This is a genomic window from Vibrio chagasii (genome assembly GCA_041879415.1).
Classification (GTDB): Bacteria; Pseudomonadota; Gammaproteobacteria; order Enterobacterales; family Vibrionaceae; genus Vibrio.
Genome location: CP090851.1, coordinates 2,468,914 through 2,487,385 on the forward strand (window position 1 = coordinate 2,468,914; position 18,472 = coordinate 2,487,385).

Annotated in this window: 13 protein-coding genes; 1 reads left to right on the forward strand and 12 read right to left on the reverse strand. The window is 45.4% G+C overall.

Translation table 11 applies throughout. The features are described from left to right. The first annotated feature begins 22 nt into the window (after positions 1–22). The gene (locus L0991_11095; GenBank protein XGB61953.1) at positions 23–868 is read left to right on the forward strand and encodes a LysR family transcriptional regulator; all 846 of its coding nucleotides are present in this window, start codon (positions 23–25) and stop codon (positions 866–868) included. Here the strand turns inward: L0991_11095 and L0991_11100 are convergent. From L0991_11100 to murG, 12 genes are all read right to left on the reverse strand, one after another. Further along, a complete protein-coding gene (locus L0991_11100) occupies positions 819–1,598 on the reverse strand; it encodes a TSUP family transporter (protein ID XGB61954.1) in 780 nt (259 codons plus the stop codon). The genes L0991_11095 and L0991_11100 overlap by 50 nt on opposite strands. 204 nt (positions 1,599–1,802) lie before the next feature. Then, entirely contained in the window at positions 1,803–5,033 is a 3,231-nt protein-coding gene (gene carB, locus L0991_11105) for a carbamoyl-phosphate synthase large subunit (protein XGB61955.1), read from the reverse strand. Between the two features lie 16 nt (positions 5,034–5,049). After that, positions 5,050–6,189, reverse strand: a complete 1,140-nt coding sequence (carA, locus tag L0991_11110; protein ID XGB61956.1) for a glutamine-hydrolyzing carbamoyl-phosphate synthase small subunit — start codon at positions 6,187–6,189, stop codon at positions 5,050–5,052. A gap of 502 nt (positions 6,190–6,691) precedes the next feature. After that, a complete protein-coding gene (dapB, locus tag L0991_11115) occupies positions 6,692–7,516 on the reverse strand; it encodes a 4-hydroxy-tetrahydrodipicolinate reductase (GenBank protein XGB61957.1) in 825 nt (274 codons plus the stop codon). 92 nt (positions 7,517–7,608) lie between these two features. Continuing rightward, positions 7,609–8,007, reverse strand: coding sequence for an 8-oxo-dGTP diphosphatase MutT (gene mutT, locus L0991_11120; protein XGB61958.1), 399 nt, complete (start codon positions 8,005–8,007; stop codon positions 7,609–7,611). A gap of 296 nt (positions 8,008–8,303) precedes the next feature. Beyond that, on the reverse strand, positions 8,304–11,030 hold the full coding sequence (gene secA / locus L0991_11125; GenBank protein XGB61959.1) for a preprotein translocase subunit SecA: 2,727 nt from the start codon (positions 11,028–11,030) through the stop codon (positions 8,304–8,306). 388 nt (positions 11,031–11,418) lie between these two features. Continuing rightward, complete coding sequence (lpxC, locus tag L0991_11130) at positions 11,419–12,336, reverse strand: UDP-3-O-acyl-N-acetylglucosamine deacetylase (GenBank protein ID XGB61960.1); 918 nt, start codon at positions 12,334–12,336, stop codon at positions 11,419–11,421. Positions 12,337–12,432: 96 nt separating this feature from the next. Beyond that, entirely contained in the window at positions 12,433–13,662 is a 1,230-nt protein-coding gene (ftsZ, locus tag L0991_11135; GenBank protein XGB61961.1) for a cell division protein FtsZ, read from the reverse strand. Between the two features lie 31 nt (positions 13,663–13,693). Then, on the reverse strand, positions 13,694–14,962 hold the full coding sequence (ftsA, locus tag L0991_11140; protein XGB61962.1) for a cell division protein FtsA: 1,269 nt from the start codon (positions 14,960–14,962) through the stop codon (positions 13,694–13,696). After that, positions 14,955–15,734: a cell division protein FtsQ/DivIB gene (locus tag L0991_11145; GenBank protein ID XGB61963.1), complete on the reverse strand. Its 780-nt coding sequence runs from the start codon at positions 15,732–15,734 to the stop codon at positions 14,955–14,957. Before L0991_11145 ends, ftsA begins: the two co-directional genes overlap by 8 nt. Positions 15,735–15,925: 191 nt before the next feature. Continuing rightward, positions 15,926–17,386, reverse strand: a complete 1,461-nt coding sequence (gene murC / locus L0991_11150; protein XGB61964.1) for a UDP-N-acetylmuramate--L-alanine ligase — start codon at positions 17,384–17,386, stop codon at positions 15,926–15,928. A 13-nt stretch (positions 17,387–17,399) separates the two neighbouring features. After that, on the reverse strand, positions 17,400–18,461 hold the full coding sequence (gene murG, locus L0991_11155) for an undecaprenyldiphospho-muramoylpentapeptide beta-N-acetylglucosaminyltransferase (GenBank protein XGB61965.1): 1,062 nt from the start codon (positions 18,459–18,461) through the stop codon (positions 17,400–17,402). Positions 18,462–18,472: the final 11 nt, after the last annotated feature.

Below are 18,472 nucleotides of genomic sequence, written 5' to 3' on the forward strand. Positions count from 1 at the left end.
CAACTTTCATGAATACCATCAAATGCTACTCGAAGGAATCGAAACTCTCTTGGTTTTGAGTAAAGCCAAAACCATGAGCCGCACTGGCAGCTTGCTGTATATCAGCCAATCAGCGGTAAGCAAACGGATTGCTAACTTAGAAAAGAAGTTGGGAAAAAAGCTTATTGAGCCGAGCGGTCGGCAGATAAAACTCACGCCAGATGCAATAGCACTGATCGAGAGTATTGGGCCTACGTTCAATGAACTTCGTGGTCTTATTTATGAACAGCAAGAACTGGAAGATACCACTCTCATCACCTTAGACAGCTCTAAGTCTCTGATCGCCGGCTATTTAGGTGAAATGATGGGGCTGTTTATCCAACAAGATAAATACATCACCATAACCACCAACCATACGCCCAGAATCATCGAGCGAGTTCAGTCCGGTAAGGCAACCCTAGGTTTATGCGCAGGCTTGTTGCCGCCACATCATGGATTAATGACGTTTCATCTATTCGACGAGCCCTTTTACATTGTAAGTAAACTGCCGTTGAACGGGCTTCCACCCAAAGTCATCACGAATGACATGACTAACCCAGCCAACTCTTACCAACTTTCAGTATTAGAAAAGTTTGGCATTAAACCTTTGATGGAAATGGACGCTTACACCGCAGCGGCGCAGCTTGCATTAGGTGGGACAGGACCTGCTTTGATCCCACTATCTATCGTAAAAACACTCAATATTGAATCTCAATATCTGTATAGTTTCCCAGAATTAGCGGGCTTAATTCGACCGATTCATATCTGCGTGAGACCAAATAGCTATCAGTCTCCACGGGTTAAAACACTGATAGAATCCATTGTTGATGCTGTTCCCAAAGCAGTTTAGAAGCCATTAGCATCGACATCACAATCACTAGAGGGCGAATCCACTTCTGCCCTTTTGTCACCACCACTTTAGCGCCTAGCTGAGCCCCCATAAAGCCACCAATTGCCATCACTAAGCCGAGTTCCCAAATTGGCAAGCCTGCCAAAATAAAGAAGATCAGTGCAGCGATGTTAGAGGTAAAGTTCAACACCTTAGTACGAGCGGTCGCATCGACTAAAGAGAAATGACCAATTGCGACAAAGCAGACAGTAAAGATAGAGCCGGTACCTGGCCCAAAGAAGCCATCGTAAAAGCCAACACCACCGCCAATACACAAAGCAAACATGGCTTCAGAGATCTTCTGCTTACCTTCAGAGGCTTTAGTTTGTGGTGCTAATAAGAAGTAGAGTGAGATAGCGATCAGCAGCAGTGGGATCACGCTGGTCAATAAGCTCGCATCAATGAACTGAACGAGTTCTGCACCAATCGCCGAGCCAATGAAGGTACACAAAATAGCGAGGCGCATCTCCTTGATACTAACGATACCGTTACGCACGAAGTACCAGCTTGCGGAAAAACTGCCGAAAGAGCTTTGAAGCTTGTTAGTTGCTAGGGCTTGTGTCGGTGGGACTCCCGCTGCGAGTAGTGCTGGCAAAGTCAGTAGCCCGCCACCGCCAGCCATCGCATCGATAAAGCCAGCTGCCGTTGCGACAACAAATAAGATAGCCAATATTTCCAGAGTGATTTCCATATGCCCAACGCCTCAAAGTCTCGTGTAGCGACAACTTACCATCCTGAGCAGGCGATCAATAACGAAACACAAGATTTTAACCTATTCCAAATATTCATCATTTAACTAACGCTGTATCACAGACATAAAAAAGCCCACTCCGAAGAGTGGGCTTTGAGCATTTATATCCGCTAACTTCAGTTCAGTTAGCTAAGCTAAGACAAATTAAGCTTGAGAAGCTTTTACCTGTGCGTGTAGCTCTTGAACAGAAGTTACTGTCGTCTTCGCGTCAGCTGTGTGAGCCATACACGTTGCAAACGCTGCGTTTAGCGTAGTTGTGTAGTTCACTTTCTCAGCAAGTGCACCACGACGAAGAACTTTAGAGTCTTCAATCGCTTGACGGCCAGCGGCAGTGTTCACGATGTAGGTGTACTCGTTGTTCTTGATACGGTCAAGAATATGAGGACGGCCTTCGTGTACCTTGTTTACTAGACGTGGGTTGATACCCGCTTCGCCAAGAATCACTGCTGTACCGTGTGTTGCGTCTAGCTGGTAGCCAAGCTTAGATAGCTTAGATGCTAGGTCTACAACGCGCTCTTTGTCGCCTTCGCGAACAGAAAGAAGTGCACGGCCGCCTTCTGGGTAGATGTTGCCACAACCCAATTCTGCTTTAGAGTAAGCTTCTGCGAACGTTGCGCCAACACCCATAACTTCACCAGTAGAGCGCATTTCTGGGCCTAATAGTGGGTCAACACCTGGGAACTTGTTGAATGGAAGTACCACTTCCTTCACTGAGTAGTAAGGTGGGATGATTTCTTTGGTAAAGCCTTGAGACTCTAGCGATTGACCCGCCATTACACGTGCTGCAATCTTAGCGATTGGTGCGCCAGTTGCTTTAGATACGAACGGTACCGTACGTGCTGCACGAGGGTTAACCTCGATTAGGTAGACTTGGTTGTTCTTCACAGCAAACTGCGTGTTCATCAGACCACGAACACCCAACTCGAACGCCAGCTTTTCAACTTGCTCACGCATTACGTCTTGGATTTCTTGGCTTAGCGTGTATGCAGGAAGAGAACATGCTGAGTCACCTGAGTGAACACCCGCTTGTTCGATGTGCTCCATGATACCGCCGATAACTACGCGCTCACCGTCACAGATAGCATCGATATCCACTTCAACCGCGTCATCTAGGAAGCTATCAAGAAGAACTGGAGATTCGTTCGATACGCTTACAGCTTCGTTGAAGTAGCGACGTAAGTCTTGCTCGTCGTATACGATTTCCATCGCACGACCACCAAGCACGTAAGAAGGACGTACAACCAATGGGAAGCCGATTTCGCGAGATTTCTCTACCGCTTGTTCCATTGTTGTTACTGTCGCGTTCTCTGGTTGTAGAAGACCTAGACGGTCAACAGCAACTTGGAAACGCTCACGGTCTTCTGCACGGTCGATTGCGTCAGGGCTAGTACCGATGATTGGCACGCCAGCCGCTTCAAGTGCGCGAGCCAGTTTAAGTGGCGTTTGACCACCGTACTGAACGATAACGCCTTTTGGCTTTTCAACACGAGCGATTGCTAGTACATCTTCCAGAGTTACTGGTTCGAAGTACAGACGGTCAGAAGTGTCGTAATCCGTTGAAACAGTCTCAGGGTTACAGTTAACCATGATAGTTTCGTAGCCATCTTCACGTAGAGCTAGTGATGCGTGTACACAACAGTAGTCAAATTCAATACCTTGGCCGATACGGTTTGGACCGCCACCAAGAATCATGATCTTGTCTTTGTCTGTTGGGTTCGCCTCACACTCGTCATCGTAAGATGAGTACATGTAAGCCGTATCTGAAGAGAACTCAGCTGCACACGTATCAACGCGCTTGTACACTGGGTGGATGTCGTATTGGTCACGTAGACGACGAATTTCGCTTTCCGCTACACCTAGAATCTTAGATAGGCGTGCATCCGCAAAACCTTTACGCTTCAGCTTGTTAAGCTCGTCTTTGTTCAGACCAGCAAAGCCTTTCGCTTTAAGCTCTTGCTCAAGCTTAACGATGTCTTCGATTTGAACTAGGAACCAACGGTCGATTTGCGTTAGGTTGAATACGCCATCTACAGACATACCCGCACGGAATGCATCCGCGATGTACCAAATACGCTCTGCGCCAGCTTCTTTTAGTTCGTGACGAATTGTTGTTAGTGCGTCAGGCGCATCTAGGTCAACCATTTCGTCAAAGCCTGTCGCGCCAACTTCTAGGCCGCGAAGTGCTTTTTGTAGAGACTCTTGCTGGTTACGGCCGATAGCCATAACTTCACCAACAGACTTCATTTGCGTCGTTAGACGGTCGTTAGCACCTGCAAATTTCTCGAAGTTAAAACGAGGAATCTTAGTTACTACGTAGTCGATTGTTGGTTCGAATGATGCTGGTGTTGCGCCACCCGTGATGTCATTTTGTAGTTCATCTAACGTGTAACCCACAGCCAGTTTTGCTGCAATCTTAGCGATTGGGAAACCTGTCGCTTTAGATGCTAGTGCAGAAGAACGAGATACACGTGGGTTCATCTCAATGATAACCATACGGCCATCTTTCGGGTTGATACCAAACTGTACGTTAGAACCACCCGTTTCAACACCAATCTCACGCAGTACTGCTAGAGATGCGTTACGCATCAGTTGGTATTCTTTGTCTGTTAGCGTCTGTGCTGGTGCAACTGTGATTGAGTCACCCGTGTGGATGCCCATTGGGTCAAAGTTTTCAATCGCACATACGATGATACAGTTGTCCGCTTTGTCACGAACCACTTCCATCTCGTACTCTTTCCAACCGATAAGAGATTCATCGATTAGAAGCTCGTTGGTTGGAGATAGATCCAGACCACGACGACAGATTTCTTCAAATTCTTCTTTGTTGTATGCGATACCACCGCCAGTACCACCCATAGTGAATGATGGACGGATGATACATGGGAAGCCAACCATATCTAGAACGCCGTAAGCTTCTTCCATGGTTTTCGCCGTATCCGCACGTGGACACTCAAGGCCGATAGACTTCATCGCTTTATCGAAACGAGAACGATCTTCTGCTTTATCGATAGCGTCAGCCGTTGCACCAATCATCTCTACACCGAACTCTTCAAGAACACCGTGTTTCTCTAGGTCTAGTGCACAGTTAAGTGCTGTTTGGCCACCCATTGTAGGTAGAACTGCATCTGGCTTCTCTTTCGCAATGATGTTGCGAACAACTTCCCATTGGATAGGCTCGATGTAAGTTGCATCAGCCATATCAGGGTCAGTCATGATGGTCGCTGGGTTCGAGTTTACAAGAATAACTCGGTAACCTTCTTCGCGAAGCGCTTTACAAGCTTGAGCACCAGAGTAATCGAACTCACATGCTTGGCCGATAACGATCGGGCCAGCACCTAGAATTAGAATACTTTTAATGTCAGTACGTTTTGGCATTGTCTACTACTCCGAATTACGCTGTGTGCTTTTTAATTAGTTCAATGAAGTGGTCGAATAACGGCGCTGCGTCTTCTGGACCTGGGCTTGCTTCTGGGTGACCTTGGAAGCTAAATGCTGGTTTATCTGTACGGTGGATACCTTGTAGAGAACCATCAAATAGAGACTTGTGCGTTGCACGTAGGTTTTCAGGAAGTGTGTCTTCGTCAGCAGCAAAGCCGTGGTTTTGCGAAGTAATCATCACAACATCACGATCTAAATCTTTAACTGGGTGGTTTGCACCGTGGTGACCAAACTTCATCTTCACTGTCTTAGCGCCTGACGCAAGAGCAAGAATTTGGTGGCCTAGACAGATACCGAAGATTGGTAAGCCTTTTTCTAGGAACACTTTTGTCGCTTCAATTGCGTAAGTACATGGTTCTGGGTCACCAGGACCATTTGAAAGGAATACACCGTCTGGGTTTAGTGCAAGCACTTCTTCAGCAGAAGTTTCAGCAGGAACAACCGTTAGGCGGCAGCCGCGGTCAACGAGCATTCGTAGGATGTTTCGTTTTGCACCGAAGTCATAAGCAACAACGTGGTATGGCAATTCTGAGTCTGCTTTCGCTTCAGGAAGTCCACCCGTAAGCGTCCACGAACCTTGTTTCCATTGATACGCTTCTTTTGTTGTAACTTCTTTCGCAAGGTCCATACCTTTCAGGCCAGGGAATTCTTTTGCTTTAGCTAGAGCCAAAGCTTCGTCTAGGTTGTTACCCGCTACAATACAACCGTTCTGTGCGCCTTTTTCACGAAGAATACGCGTCAGCTTACGAGTATCGATATCAGCGATACCAACAACGTTTTGCGACTTAAGGTAATCAGAAAGGGATTGTTCATTACGGAAGTTAGAAGCGATAAGAGGGAGATCGCGAATCACAAGGCCTTGAGCGTGGATTGAAGAGGATTCTTCGTCTTCGGAATTGGTTCCGGTATTGCCAATGTGAGGGTAAGTAAGGGTAACGATTTGTTGAGAATAGGAAGGATCAGTGAGGATTTCTTGGTACCCCGTCATCGAGGTATTAAAAACGACTTCACCAACTGCAGAACCTACAGCGCCAATGGCTTCACCGTGAAATACTGTCCCATCTTCTAGGACAAGTAGTGCTGACTTTTTCAAGACAACCTCCAGAAATAAATATGCATTAAAATTGATTTAATTTGCAAATCTACCTTCCTGTAACACCAGAAACTGCGTGTTTATGGAAATTAGACAAATTGGCGGTATTTTAGTGATGTGCGTGATACGTGTCAACATTTAACGGAAAAGAAATTAAAGATTTGTACGCACTAATTCAATTTATCTACCCAAAGCTCCAAAAGTTCAACTTTCATGGTCAATTAAGCACTATATTGAGATTTTCCAATTTTATCCCATTACTTTTCTCAGTCTTTAAGTACTAAAAACATCACCAACAAAAAGCAATCGATAAATACAAACAGAAAACATGAAGATTTAAAGATCTAATCCAAAAACAAGACCAAGACAACAAAACAACAAGAAAAGTGAGGTAAAAATGATGTTAAAAGGTAGATTTAAGAGAGAGGTGAGAAACAAGAATACAGAGTTAAAGGTAGCAAATAAAGAAAGCGCCGGCAATTGCCAGCGCATAATTATCTATTTACAGGTCATTCAAACCAAGGACATCAGTCATGGTATAAAAGCCCGCTGGTTTGTCATTGAGCCAAACTGCTGCTTTGATCGCACCATTCGCAAAGGTCATTCGGTCCGTCGCTTTATGAGTAATCTCTACTCGTTCGCCGATATCTGCAAACATCGCAGTATGCTCTCCAATGATGTCACCAGCACGAATCGTTGCGAAGCCAATCTCATCTTTCGTACGTTCACCCGTGATGCCTTCACGTGACCATACCGCTACATCATTCAGCTCATTACCCATAGCACCGGCGATCGCTTCACCCATACCAATAGCAGTACCCGATGGTGCATCTACTTTATGACGGTGGTGAGCCTCAACGATTTCAACATCACAGTAATCACCCATCACTTTAGCGGCCTTTTCTAGCAGCTTAAATACTAGGTTAACGCCTACACTGTAGTTTGGTGCCATTACGATAGGCATCTCTTTTGAGGCTGCATCAATCACCTGCTTCTCTTCTTCAGAGAAGCCTGTCGTACCGATGATGAGTTTTTTACCGTGGCGTTTACAAAGTTCAATATTCGCTAACGTGCTAACAGGTGCGGTAAAGTCGACAATCACATCAAACTCTTCGATGGCTTTAGACAAGTCATCCACAAGAGCAACATCAAAACGACCTTCCCCACATAACTCGCCAACATCAACGCCAACTAATGATGACTCAGGACGTTCAGAGCCAGCGCCAACGCTAGCTTCTGAGTTATGATGAGCGGCTTTCACCAAGTTGCGGCCCATACGACCCGCGGCTCCTGCTATTGCAATTCTTACCACTGCGAATATCTCCATTGTTTTGGTTTCCGTCACCACAGTTCTCTTGTGGCAACGTTCATTCGATTAATCTCTTTAAACTAACAACAATCTCAAACTCAGGCTAGCAATTAAGAAAACTCTTTTACTACTCGCTCCAAAATTGGCACATTTGCTTCAGGGAAAGCGTACTGATTCAATAATTCAAGGCTTACCCATTCACCTTGCTGACCTTCTTTACCATATGGTTGCTCTTCAAAATCAGTCACGAGAATAAAATCGAACTTAAGTGACTTGTCCGTGTAATCGAATTCAAGGTGCTCAAACAGAGACTGCTCAGTCACTTTGATACCGATCTCTTCATCGAGCTCACGAGTCATCGCTTGCTCAATGGTCTCACCCTCTTCAACCTTGCCGCCTGGAAACTCCCAGAAACCGCCCTTGTGCTTATCATCTGGACGCTTTGTAATAAATACCTGTGACTTATCTTGATTGAAGATAATACCCGCTACGATATGAATTCTTTTCATTGATGGTGTTCCTTCTATGTCTCTACCGTCATTCACTACAATGAGGAACGAATTAGATAGGGAATCTGCTCTTTTGTTAGTTCGAAAGATCCCCGACTCGATCGTCCCTCACTCTCGAGGATGACGCTATCGAAACCTTATTATTTTCACATACAAAAAGAGCCGCCTAAGCGACTCTTGAATAAATAAAATTATATTTAGGCAAAGCTGTAATGGTTGAGAACAAGGAGGCGACGCGGAGTTTACAAGTGTAAATGAGCATCGCCGACGCAGTTATCAGCCTTTACAGCAAAGCATCAATTGATTTTACCGTGACACTGTTTGTACTTCTTACCACTACCACATGGGCAAGGCTCGTTACGGCCAACTTTACGCTCATCACGAACTACAGTTTGTGGCGACGCTGCTTCTGCTTCATCATCACCTAGCTGGTTTTCTGCTGTTGCGTGTTGCGCTTGTGCACGACGCGCTGCTTCTTCAGCTTGAGCCTGACGCTGCGCTTCCATCTTTTCTACTTCTTCTTGTTGCTGAACGCGAACTTTCGAAAGGATAGTAATAACATCTGACTTCAGTACATCCAGTAGACCTTCAAACAGTTCAAACGACTCACGTTTGTACTCTTGTTTCGGGTTCTTCTGAGCATAACCACGTAGGTGGATACCTTGACGAAGGTGATCCATCGCAGCCAAGTGCTCTTTCCATAGACCATCTAGCGTTTGCAGCATTACAGACTTCTCGAAGTTACGTAGCACTTGTGCCCCAACCACTTCTTCTTTCTGTTTGTAAGCATCAACAGCCATGCCTAGGATACGTTCACGTAGTGCTTCTTCGTAAAGCTTGTCGTCTTCGTCCAACCAACCTTGGAGATCAAAGTCTAGGTCGAAGTCGTTCTTCAGGCGATCTTGTAGACCCGCGATATCCCACATATCTTCAAGCGATTGAGGAGCAATGTACTCATCTATAACCGACGTAAACACGTCTTCACGGTTATGTTCGATCATTTCGCTGATGTCGTCAGAGCCCATTAGCTCATCACGCAGCTCGTAAACCACTTTACGTTGGTCATTCGCTACATCATCGTACTCTAGAAGTTGCTTACGGATATCGAAGTTACGGCCTTCAACTTTACGTTGTGCTTTCTCGATAGAGCGAGATAGCATCTTAGATTCGATCGCTTCACCTTCATCCATACCGCTCTGGATAAGACCAGCCATACGATCAGATGTGAAGATACGTAGTAGAGAGTCTTCCATCGATAGGTAGAAACGTGAAGAACCTGCATCACCTTGACGACCAGAACGACCACGTAACTGGTTATCGATACGACGAGATTCGTGACGCTCTGTACCAATGATGTGTAGACCACCTGACTCTAGTACTTTGTCGTGAACCACTTTCCAATCCGCTTTGATCTTGTCGATCTGCTCTTGAGTTGGGTTTTGTAGTTTCTCAACTTCAGACTGCCAGCTACCACCTAACACGATATCGGTACCACGACCGGCCATGTTAGTTGCGATGGTTACTGCACCAGGTGTACCTGCTTGCGCTACGATTTCCGCTTCTTTCTCGTGGAATTTCGCGTTTAGTACGTTGTGCTTAATTTTTGCTTTTTTCAGTGCGTTAGACAGTAGCTCTGATTTCTCGATAGAAACCGTACCAACCAGTGATGGCTGACCTGCAGCAACACGGTCTTTAATGTCTTCAATGATCGCATTGAATTTGTCTTCTTCTGTACGATAAACCACATCTGGCATATCGTTACGAACCATAGGTTTGTTAGTTGGGATAACAACTGTTTCTAGGCCATAGATAGACTGGAATTCGAAAGCTTCAGTATCAGCTGTACCTGTCATACCTGACAGTTTCTCGTACAGACGGAAGAAGTTTTGGAAAGTAATCGAAGCTAGCGTTTGGTTTTCATTCTGAATCTTCACACCTTCTTTTGCTTCAACAGCTTGGTGTAAACCTTCAGACCAACGACGACCTGGCATTGTACGACCAGTATGTTCGTCAACGATAACCACTTCGCCTTCTTCAGTTACGATGTAGTCTACGTTCTTCTCAAACAATACGTGTGCACGAAGTGCAGCATTAACATGGTGCAGTAGGCTGATGTTTGTTGGAGAGTAAAGCGTATCGCCCTCTTCCATCAGACCATTTTTCACCATTAGCTCTTCAACAAATTCTTGACCGTTTTCAGTCAGGTGAACCTGCTTAGATTTTTCGTCCATGGTGTAGTGACCTTCACCACGGTACTCTTCTGAATCTTCTTTATCTTGACGCTCAAGATGAGGAATCAATGTGTTAATACGCGTGTAAAGATCTGAGCTATCTTCAGCCGGGCCAGAGATAATAAGAGGTGTACGCGCTTCATCGATTAAGATTGAGTCAACCTCATCGACTACAGCAAAGAAGCGTTCGCGTTGAACACGATCTTCAGCACGGAAAGCCATGTTGTCACGTAGGTAGTCGAAACCAAACTCGTTGTTTGTTCCGTATAGGATATCCGCTTGGTATGCTTCTTTTTTCTCTGGCGGAGCCATGTTTGGCACGTTCACGCCAACAGTCATACCAAGGAATTCAAATAATGGGCGGTTAGTTTCCGCATCACGCTTAGCTAGGTAGTCGTTCACCGTTACTACGTGAACACCTTTGCTTGGTAGGGCGTTAAGATAAGCTGGTAGAGTTGCTGTAAGAGTCTTACCCTCACCAGTACGCATCTCTGCAATTTGGCCTGCATTTAGAACCATGCCACCAATCAATTGCACGTCAAAGTGACGCATGCCGTAAACACGCTTAGACGCTTCACGTACCGTAGCAAATGCTTCAGGTAGAAGTTGGTCTAGTGATTCACCTTTATCTAAGCGCTCACGAAACTCAACAGTTTTCGCTTTTAGCTCTTCGTCAGAAAGCGCTTCAAACGTTGGCTCGTAGTTATTAATTTCTTTTACAATTTTTCTAAGGCGGCGCAGTGTTCTGTCATTGCGACTGCCAATTACCTTTGTCAGCAGCTTAGTAATCATGTGCTTGGAATCTCTTCGTTCTCAGATCGTCCGCGATCTATTTTAAATGCCGTCAGTCTCTACTAGCGATGAACCAGTCTTCAGTTACTAACCAAGGATACTGAGATAAATCTAGTATTTCTGATATTGTACTTGAGAGTAGAGTTTTCAAGGCTTGAGTTAAAATTAATGCCCCTTAGTGTAAGTAATTTTCACACCAACGACCATTTATAACCCCATTTGTTTGATGTGCTTGGAACTTTTCTTTCTAATTGCTGATGGATTAGCCAGACTGGCGCCCATTAGTCGATGACTTTCGGATGTTGATGACACTGTATCTGGAAAATAGATACAAAAAAACCAGGCCGATAGCCTGGTTTTCGAAATCTTACATTGTTGAAAACAACAATTACGCTAAAACCATTCCAGGTTCAGCAAAAGCCACTGGCGAGCCAGCTTCTTCTTCAAATGTTGCCCATTCCCAAGCTTCTGCGTCAGCAAGTACTGCACGTAGTAGTTGGTTGTTTAGGCCGTGACCTGATTTGTATGCACGGAACTCACCGATAATAGCGTGTCCACACATGTATAGGTCACCAATCGCATCTAGCACTTTATGAGTTACAAACTCATTGTCAAAACGTAGACCTTCTTCATTAAGAATGCGGTATTCGTCTAGTACGATTGCATTATCGAAGCTACCACCAAGCACTAGGTTTTGAGATTGTAGATACTCAATATCACGCATGAAACCGAAAGTACGAGCTCGAGAAATCTCTTTCACAAAACCTTGTGAAGAGAAATCAAACAACAAGCGTTGCTCATCAGATTCAATTGCAGGGTGGTTAAAGTCGATCTCAAAGTCCATACGGAAGCCGTTAAATGGTACAAATTCTGCCCACTTATCACCGTCTTCAAAACGAACTGGCTTTTTAATGCGAATGAAACGTTTTGGTGCATTCAGTGTTTCAACACCCGCTTGCTGAAGCAAGTATACGAATGGGCTTGCGCTACCATCCATAATTGGGATCTCTGGTGCATCTACTTCAACAATAATGTTGTCGATGCCCATGCCCGCTAGAGCAGCGTTAAGGTGTTCCACTGTAGAAATACGTACGCCTTCGTCATTCACAAGAGCAGTACATAACATAGTGTCACGAACTGATGCTGGATCAGCTGGAAAATCTACAGGTGGATTTACATCAGTACGACGGTAAACAATACCTGTATTTGCAGCTGCCGGGCGAAGAGTAAGTGTGACTTTACGACCAGAGTGGAGACCCACACCAGTTGTTTTCACAATTTCTTTCAGAGTACGTTGTCTGATCATCTGCTTGCCTCGTTATCAGTGCTACAAATCACGGTCAGTATTTACCGACCGCGAATTTTACCATTAATTCGACGATAGTCAAATTTTGGGTAATTGTTAATCAGCCTGACGTCGTAAGAATGCTGGAATATCTAAGTATCCGCTCTCTTTTTCAGCTTTAGGTGCTGCACTTTGGCTAGCGCCTGTACCTGAAGAAACAGGCGACGTTGTTGGCTGCGGCTTAACTTGAGGTTTTACCTCAGTTTTTTCTTGCAATGGCTGTGCCACTTTCTCTTCCACTTTTGGTGCAGCTTGTGCCGCTACTTGTGGTTGAGGAGTTGGTGCAACCTTAGCTTTACCACCAGCAACTAATGTAATGTCTGGCTTTCTCTCTGTACCGATACCTGTTGCAACAACAGTTACACGGATTTCGTCCGTCATATCAGGGTCTAGAGAAGTACCAATCACAACTGTTGCGTTATCAGAAGCGAATGCCTTAACTGTGTTACCTACTGTCTCGAATTCATCTAGACGCATATCTAGGCCAGCTGTGATGTTCACAAGAACGCCACGCGCACCAGCTAGGTCGATGTCTTCTAGTAGTGGGCTAGAAATTGCCGTTTCAGCAGCTTCTTCAGCACGGTCTTCACCTTTTGCGATACCGCTACCCATCATTGCATGACCCATTTCCGACATTACGGTGCGAACATCCGCGAAGTCGACGTTGATCATACCAGGGCGAGTAATTAGCTCAGCGATACCTTGTACAGCGTTTTTAAGTACATCATTTGCACTTGCGAAAGCTTCTAGCAGTGTAACGCCACGGCCTAGTACTTTAAGTAGCTTTTCATTTGGAATCGTAATTAATGAATCCACATGTTTAGAAAGCTCTTCGATACCTTGCTCAGCAAACGCTAGACGCTTTTTGCCTTCAAAGCTAAATGGCTTAGTTACAACAGCAACGGTTAGCACACCAAGCTCTTTCGCAACTTCAGCAATAACTGGAGCAGCACCTGTACCAGTACCACCGCCCATACCAGCTGCGATAAATACCATATCGGCGCCAGTTAGAACTTCTTTAATTCTTTCTCGATCTTCGAGAGCTGCATCACGGCCTACTTGTGGGTTTGCACCAGCGCCAAGACCTTTAGTGATATCACCACCAATTTGGATCACGCTGCTCACGCTTGTTTTACGAAGTGCTTGCGCATCAGTGTTAACACTGATGAACTCTACGCCTTCGATTGATTCACGTACCATGTGCTCAACAGCGTTACCGCCACCGCCACCAACTCCAACGACTTTAATTACTGCATCGTCAGACATTTCCATCATCGGTTCAAACATGTGTTATCTCCGTTTTTTCCTGCAACTCAGGTTAAAACTCTTTTTGTATCCAATTACGCAATTTACCAAATAAACCAGACATCGAAGGTGCTGAACGCTTAGGTTCGCTGTAATCACCTTCATCACTGATCTGACAATCTCTTGCGTAATGAAGTAAACCAACCGCCGTAGAATGATACGGCTCTTTAACATAATCAGTTAAGCCACTAACTTCTAATGGCTTACCAACTCGAACTTGATTGCGGAAAACACGTTCCGCACACTCTACCAACCCGTCAATTTGTGCCGCTCCACCAGTGAGAACGACGCCAGCTGCAAGGTGGTGTTTAATACCTTCGTCTCGTAGCTGTAATTGAACCGTATCGATAGTTTGGTTAACGAGCCCCATAAGTTCAGTGTAACGTGGTTCAATCACTTCCGACAAAGTTTGTCGTTGCAAACTTCTCGATGGGCGACCACCAACACTTGGGACGTTAACAGAGTCATCCTTGCTAACGAGCTCACTCAGAGCGCAACCATGGTTTACTTTTATCTCTTCGGCATCACTCACTGGCGTACCGAAAGCGAAGGCAATATCACTGGTTACTGCATTTCCTGCGTAGGAAAAGACTTCTGTGTGTCGTAGTGCACCGCCAGTCCAGATGGAAATATCCATTGTACCCGCGCCGATATCAACCACACACACTCCGAGTTCTCGCTCATCTTCAGTAATTACCGCATTACTTGAGGCAAGTCCTGAAAACACGATTTGCTCTACTGTGAGACCACATCGTTCAACAGCTTTAATAATGTTTCTCGCCATGTCGCTATGGCAAGAAATTAGATGAACGCTCACCTCCATTCGGACACCAGACAGACCAAGTGGGTTCTTAATCCCTTCTTGATAATCAATGGTAAATTCTTGTGGGATCACGTGCAGAATTCTCTGCTCTTCACCTATTTTAATTGATTTCGCGGTATGGATCGCTCGATCCATATCGTCTTGAGACACCTCTTCATCAGAGATAGTGCCCATGCCTTTTTCAATTCGGCTTGCGATATGTTTGCCTGATAGCGAGATAAACACATTGCTGATTTGGCATTCAGCCATCAACTCTGCTTGATCAATTGCTCGCTGAACCGACTTAACTACCGACTCTAGGTCGTTCACACCACCTTTATCCATACCTCTGGATGGGCTTTGCCCAGAGCCAATGATATTGATTTGACCATCAGGCAGTATTTCACCAACCAGAGCTGATATGGTCGCAGTGCCTATATCAAGACCAACGATTATGTTGTCATCTGCGGTCTTAGTCATCTGTGCTCTCTTCTAACTCTTGCTCTGGAAACCAGCCTACAGCGGCTCCCGTATCATACCTGAGGTCGATGTAGCTCACTTGATTCGCCTTACTACCAAGTTCGTTGTAAAGCGAAATGAAGCGTTCAACACGCTCATCTAAAGAATCTTTACCTAGTTCTAAACGGATACCGTTATCTAGGATTATTTGCCAAGCGCGACGTTCGTTGAGAACAAGTGAGGTAACGGTTAACCCTAGACTGTTAATCAAAGGGGTTATCTTTCTCCACTTTTCGATCACTTCTTGGCTGGTGCCATCTGGGCCGTAAAGCTTAACTCTATCGCCTTTCAGAAGGCCGATATCGCCATTAAACACCTGACCATCATCATTCAACAGCATGTTGCCATTCCAGATTGCTGCCGCATGATACTCAGTCAAAAATACTTTTATAGTGTCTGGCCACTGTTTACGGATAGAGACGACTGACACCCAAGGCAACGCTTCTAAACTGTCTTGCAACACACCGATGTCTTGCGACATGAATGTACCAATATGCTCAAGTTTGCCAAAAGCATGCTGAACATCACCAGCGGTTACATAAGTTAAGTCACCTTGAATAACTATTTTGGAGAGAGGCAATCGCTGATCGTCCCACATCCAAGTCAGAGTGGTATAGAAAAGAAACCCAATGAATAGCAATACCATGACAAAAAAAGACCCGCCTAAAGCGTGTTTCTTGAGCGATGGTAAACTGAATAGGTGGCGGTTTTCGCTAAAAGTACTTTCTACCAAAGCCCGCTTTCCCTGTCGTTGGTTCGCAATTCTATTCCCTATCTTCGTAATAGAGGTAAAAGCACTTACTTTAACCTATGAATTATACTGAGCAAAATCAAACTATCAAACGTTGATAATAAGATTTTTGGTCAATTTTAGGTCAATCGCAAGAAGTGAGCGATTGACCACAGTATGTAGACAGTATTCTGCTACACGTTCTTCATTTTATTAATGTCTAACTGTAATGATTCTAGCTGCTTAGCCACACGACCAACATCGCCTGCACCCTGCGTCAGTACAAGGTCGCCGCCTTGAATTACGTTAGCTAAAACCGATGGCAGAGTATTAATATCAGCCACAAAGATTGGGTCAATCTTACCACGCCCACGAATAGTTCGACTTAACGAGCGTCCGTCTGCCCCTGCAATAGGTTTCTCACCAGCAGAATAAACATCTAGTAAGATTAAGACATCAACCTGCTCAAGAACGTTAGCAAAGTCATCATATAGGTCACGCGTTCGGCTATAACGATGTGGTTGGAAAATCATCACAAGACGCTTATCAGCCCAACCACTACGAGCAGCCTGAATTGTTACATCAACTTCCGTTGGGTGATGACCATAATCGTCCACCAACATTGCGACACCGTTACCAGTTTCGTACTCACCAAGGTGATCGAATCGACGTCCAGTACCTTCGGTTCCCGCCATCGCTTTTAGGATCGCTTCATCGCTGATGTCATCTTCTGTCGCCACTGCAATTGCCGCCGATGCATTCAGTGCATTATGACGACCTGGGATGTTCAGCGTAATATCAAGATTAGCTTTACCTTCACGAACTACTGTGAACTTACCTTGCTGGCCTTCTTGTACGTAGTTCTCGATACGGATATCCGCATCTTCTGAGAAGCCGTAAGTAATCACTTGGCGGCTAACCTGAGGAATAAGCTCACGAACAACAGGGTCATCCACACACATCACAGCCTGACCGTAGAATGGCAGGTTGTGTAAGAAATCGATAAACGTCTGCTTTAGTGTTTCGAAGTCACCGCCATAGGTATCCATGTGATCGGCTTCGATATTGGTTACGATACTCACCATAGGTTGCAGGTGTAAGAATGATGCATCACTCTCATCAGCTTCAGCGATAAGGATACGGCTTGAACCTAAACGTGCATTGGTACCTGCGCTTTTCACTAAACCGCCGTTTACAAACGTTGGATCTAGGCCAGCTTCAGAGTAAATCTGTGTAACCAAAGCAGTCGTTGTTGTCTTACCGTGCGTACCTGCCACGGCAATACCGTGACGAAAACGCATCAGCTCAGCCAGCATTTCTGCACGACGAACGATAGGTGTGCGCGCTTCACGAGCGGCAATAATCTCAGGGTTCTCTTCGTTGATAGCGGTTGATACCACGACCACACTTGCATCAGCAACGTTACTTGCTTGGTGACCAATGAAAACAGTCGCACCCTTGCTAACTAAACGCTCTGTCACTGGGTTTTGAGCAATATCAGAACCAGTGATCTGGTAGCCTTCATTTAGCAAGACTTCAGCAATCCCGCTCATTCCAGCACCACCAATACCAATGAAGTGGATAGATTTAACACGGCGCATCTCTGGCACCATTGCACGGATTTGCGCTAAGTCTTGGGTATGTTCAATCGTCATCAATTCAGTCTCATTATTTTGCTAAAGCTTTAATCGCTTCAGCGACGGTAACGTCAGCATTAAGCTTGGCTGCTTGACGCGCTTTTGTTGCCATCATTTTTAATTCATTTCTATCAAGATCAGCGATGGTGTTCGCTAACTTTTCAGCTGTCAGTTGTGGCTGTTCAATCATTAACGCCGCACCACATTCAACTAAATGGTCGGCATTCAGTGCTTGCTGTCTGTCTTTATGCATGAACGGAACAAAAATAGAACCGACACCGGCTGCAGACACTTCTGATACCGTTAACGCACCGGAGCGACACACTAGTAGATCTGCCCACTCATAAGCTTGCGCCACATCATCAATAAATTCAGTCACTTGAACATTATCTACAGAATGTGATTTATATTGTTCAATCACTTGCTGTTGATTGTTCTTACCCGCTTGGTGCACCACAGTGAAGCCTTCTCCAAGCTGTGCCATCGCAATAGGTAAAGTATCGTTGAGGATTTTAGCCCCCTGGCTGCCACCCATAACTAAAATGCGGATATCGCCATCACGCTCAGCCATGCGCTGCTCAGGCTCCGGTAAAGCTACCACGTCCTCACGAACTGGGTTCCCCACTACTTCAGCAGTAGGAAATGCCCCAGGGAAGGCTTGGAAAACCTTTTTCGCAATCTTAGATAGCCACTGGTTGGTTAGACCCGCCACAGCATTTTGTTCATGCAAAACCACTGGAATGCCTGATAGCCATGCCGCAATACCACCTGGGCCACTCACATAGCCACCCATGCCAAGTACCACGTCAGGCTGCCATGCTTTGATATGCTGCTTTGCTTGAAGTATGGCATTAATAATTTGGAATGGGGCTTTAATTAGCTTGCTAATGCCTTGACCACGCAGGCCTTTCACTTTAATGAAGTCGATCTCAATGCCATGCTTTGGCACTAAATCCGCTTCCATCCTGTCTGCTGTGCCTAACCAGCGAATTTCCCAACCTTGTTGCTGAAGCTTTTTCGCTACTGCTAACCCAGGGAAAACGTGACCGCCAGTACCACCAGCCATCACTAAAAGTTTTTTGTTTTGTTTCATCGCGTTAGATT

Coding starts and splice junctions, on each gene's coding strand:
- L0991_11095 (XGB61953.1), top strand. CDS start 23: ATGCTACTCGAAGGAATCGAAACTCTCTTGGTTTTGAGTAAAGCCAAA.
- L0991_11100 (XGB61954.1), bottom strand. CDS start 1,598: ATGGAAATCACTCTGGAAATATTGGCTATCTTATTTGTTGTCGCAACG.
- carB (XGB61955.1), bottom strand. CDS start 5,033: ATGCCAAAACGTACTGACATTAAAAGTATTCTAATTCTAGGTGCTGGC.
- dapB (XGB61957.1), bottom strand. CDS start 7,516: ATGGAGATATTCGCAGTGGTAAGAATTGCAATAGCAGGAGCCGCGGGT.
- mutT (XGB61958.1), bottom strand. CDS start 8,007: ATGAAAAGAATTCATATCGTAGCGGGTATTATCTTCAATCAAGATAAG.
- secA (XGB61959.1), bottom strand. CDS start 11,030: ATGATTACTAAGCTGCTGACAAAGGTAATTGGCAGTCGCAATGACAGA.
- lpxC (XGB61960.1), bottom strand. CDS start 12,336: ATGATCAGACAACGTACTCTGAAAGAAATTGTGAAAACAACTGGTGTG.
- ftsZ (XGB61961.1), bottom strand. CDS start 13,662: ATGTTTGAACCGATGATGGAAATGTCTGACGATGCAGTAATTAAAGTC.
- ftsA (XGB61962.1), bottom strand. CDS start 14,962: ATGACTAAGACCGCAGATGACAACATAATCGTTGGTCTTGATATAGGC.
- murC (XGB61964.1), bottom strand. CDS start 17,386: ATGACGATTGAACATACCCAAGACTTAGCGCAAATCCGTGCAATGGTG.
- murG (XGB61965.1), bottom strand. CDS start 18,461: ATGAAACAAAACAAAAAACTTTTAGTGATGGCTGGTGGTACTGGCGGT.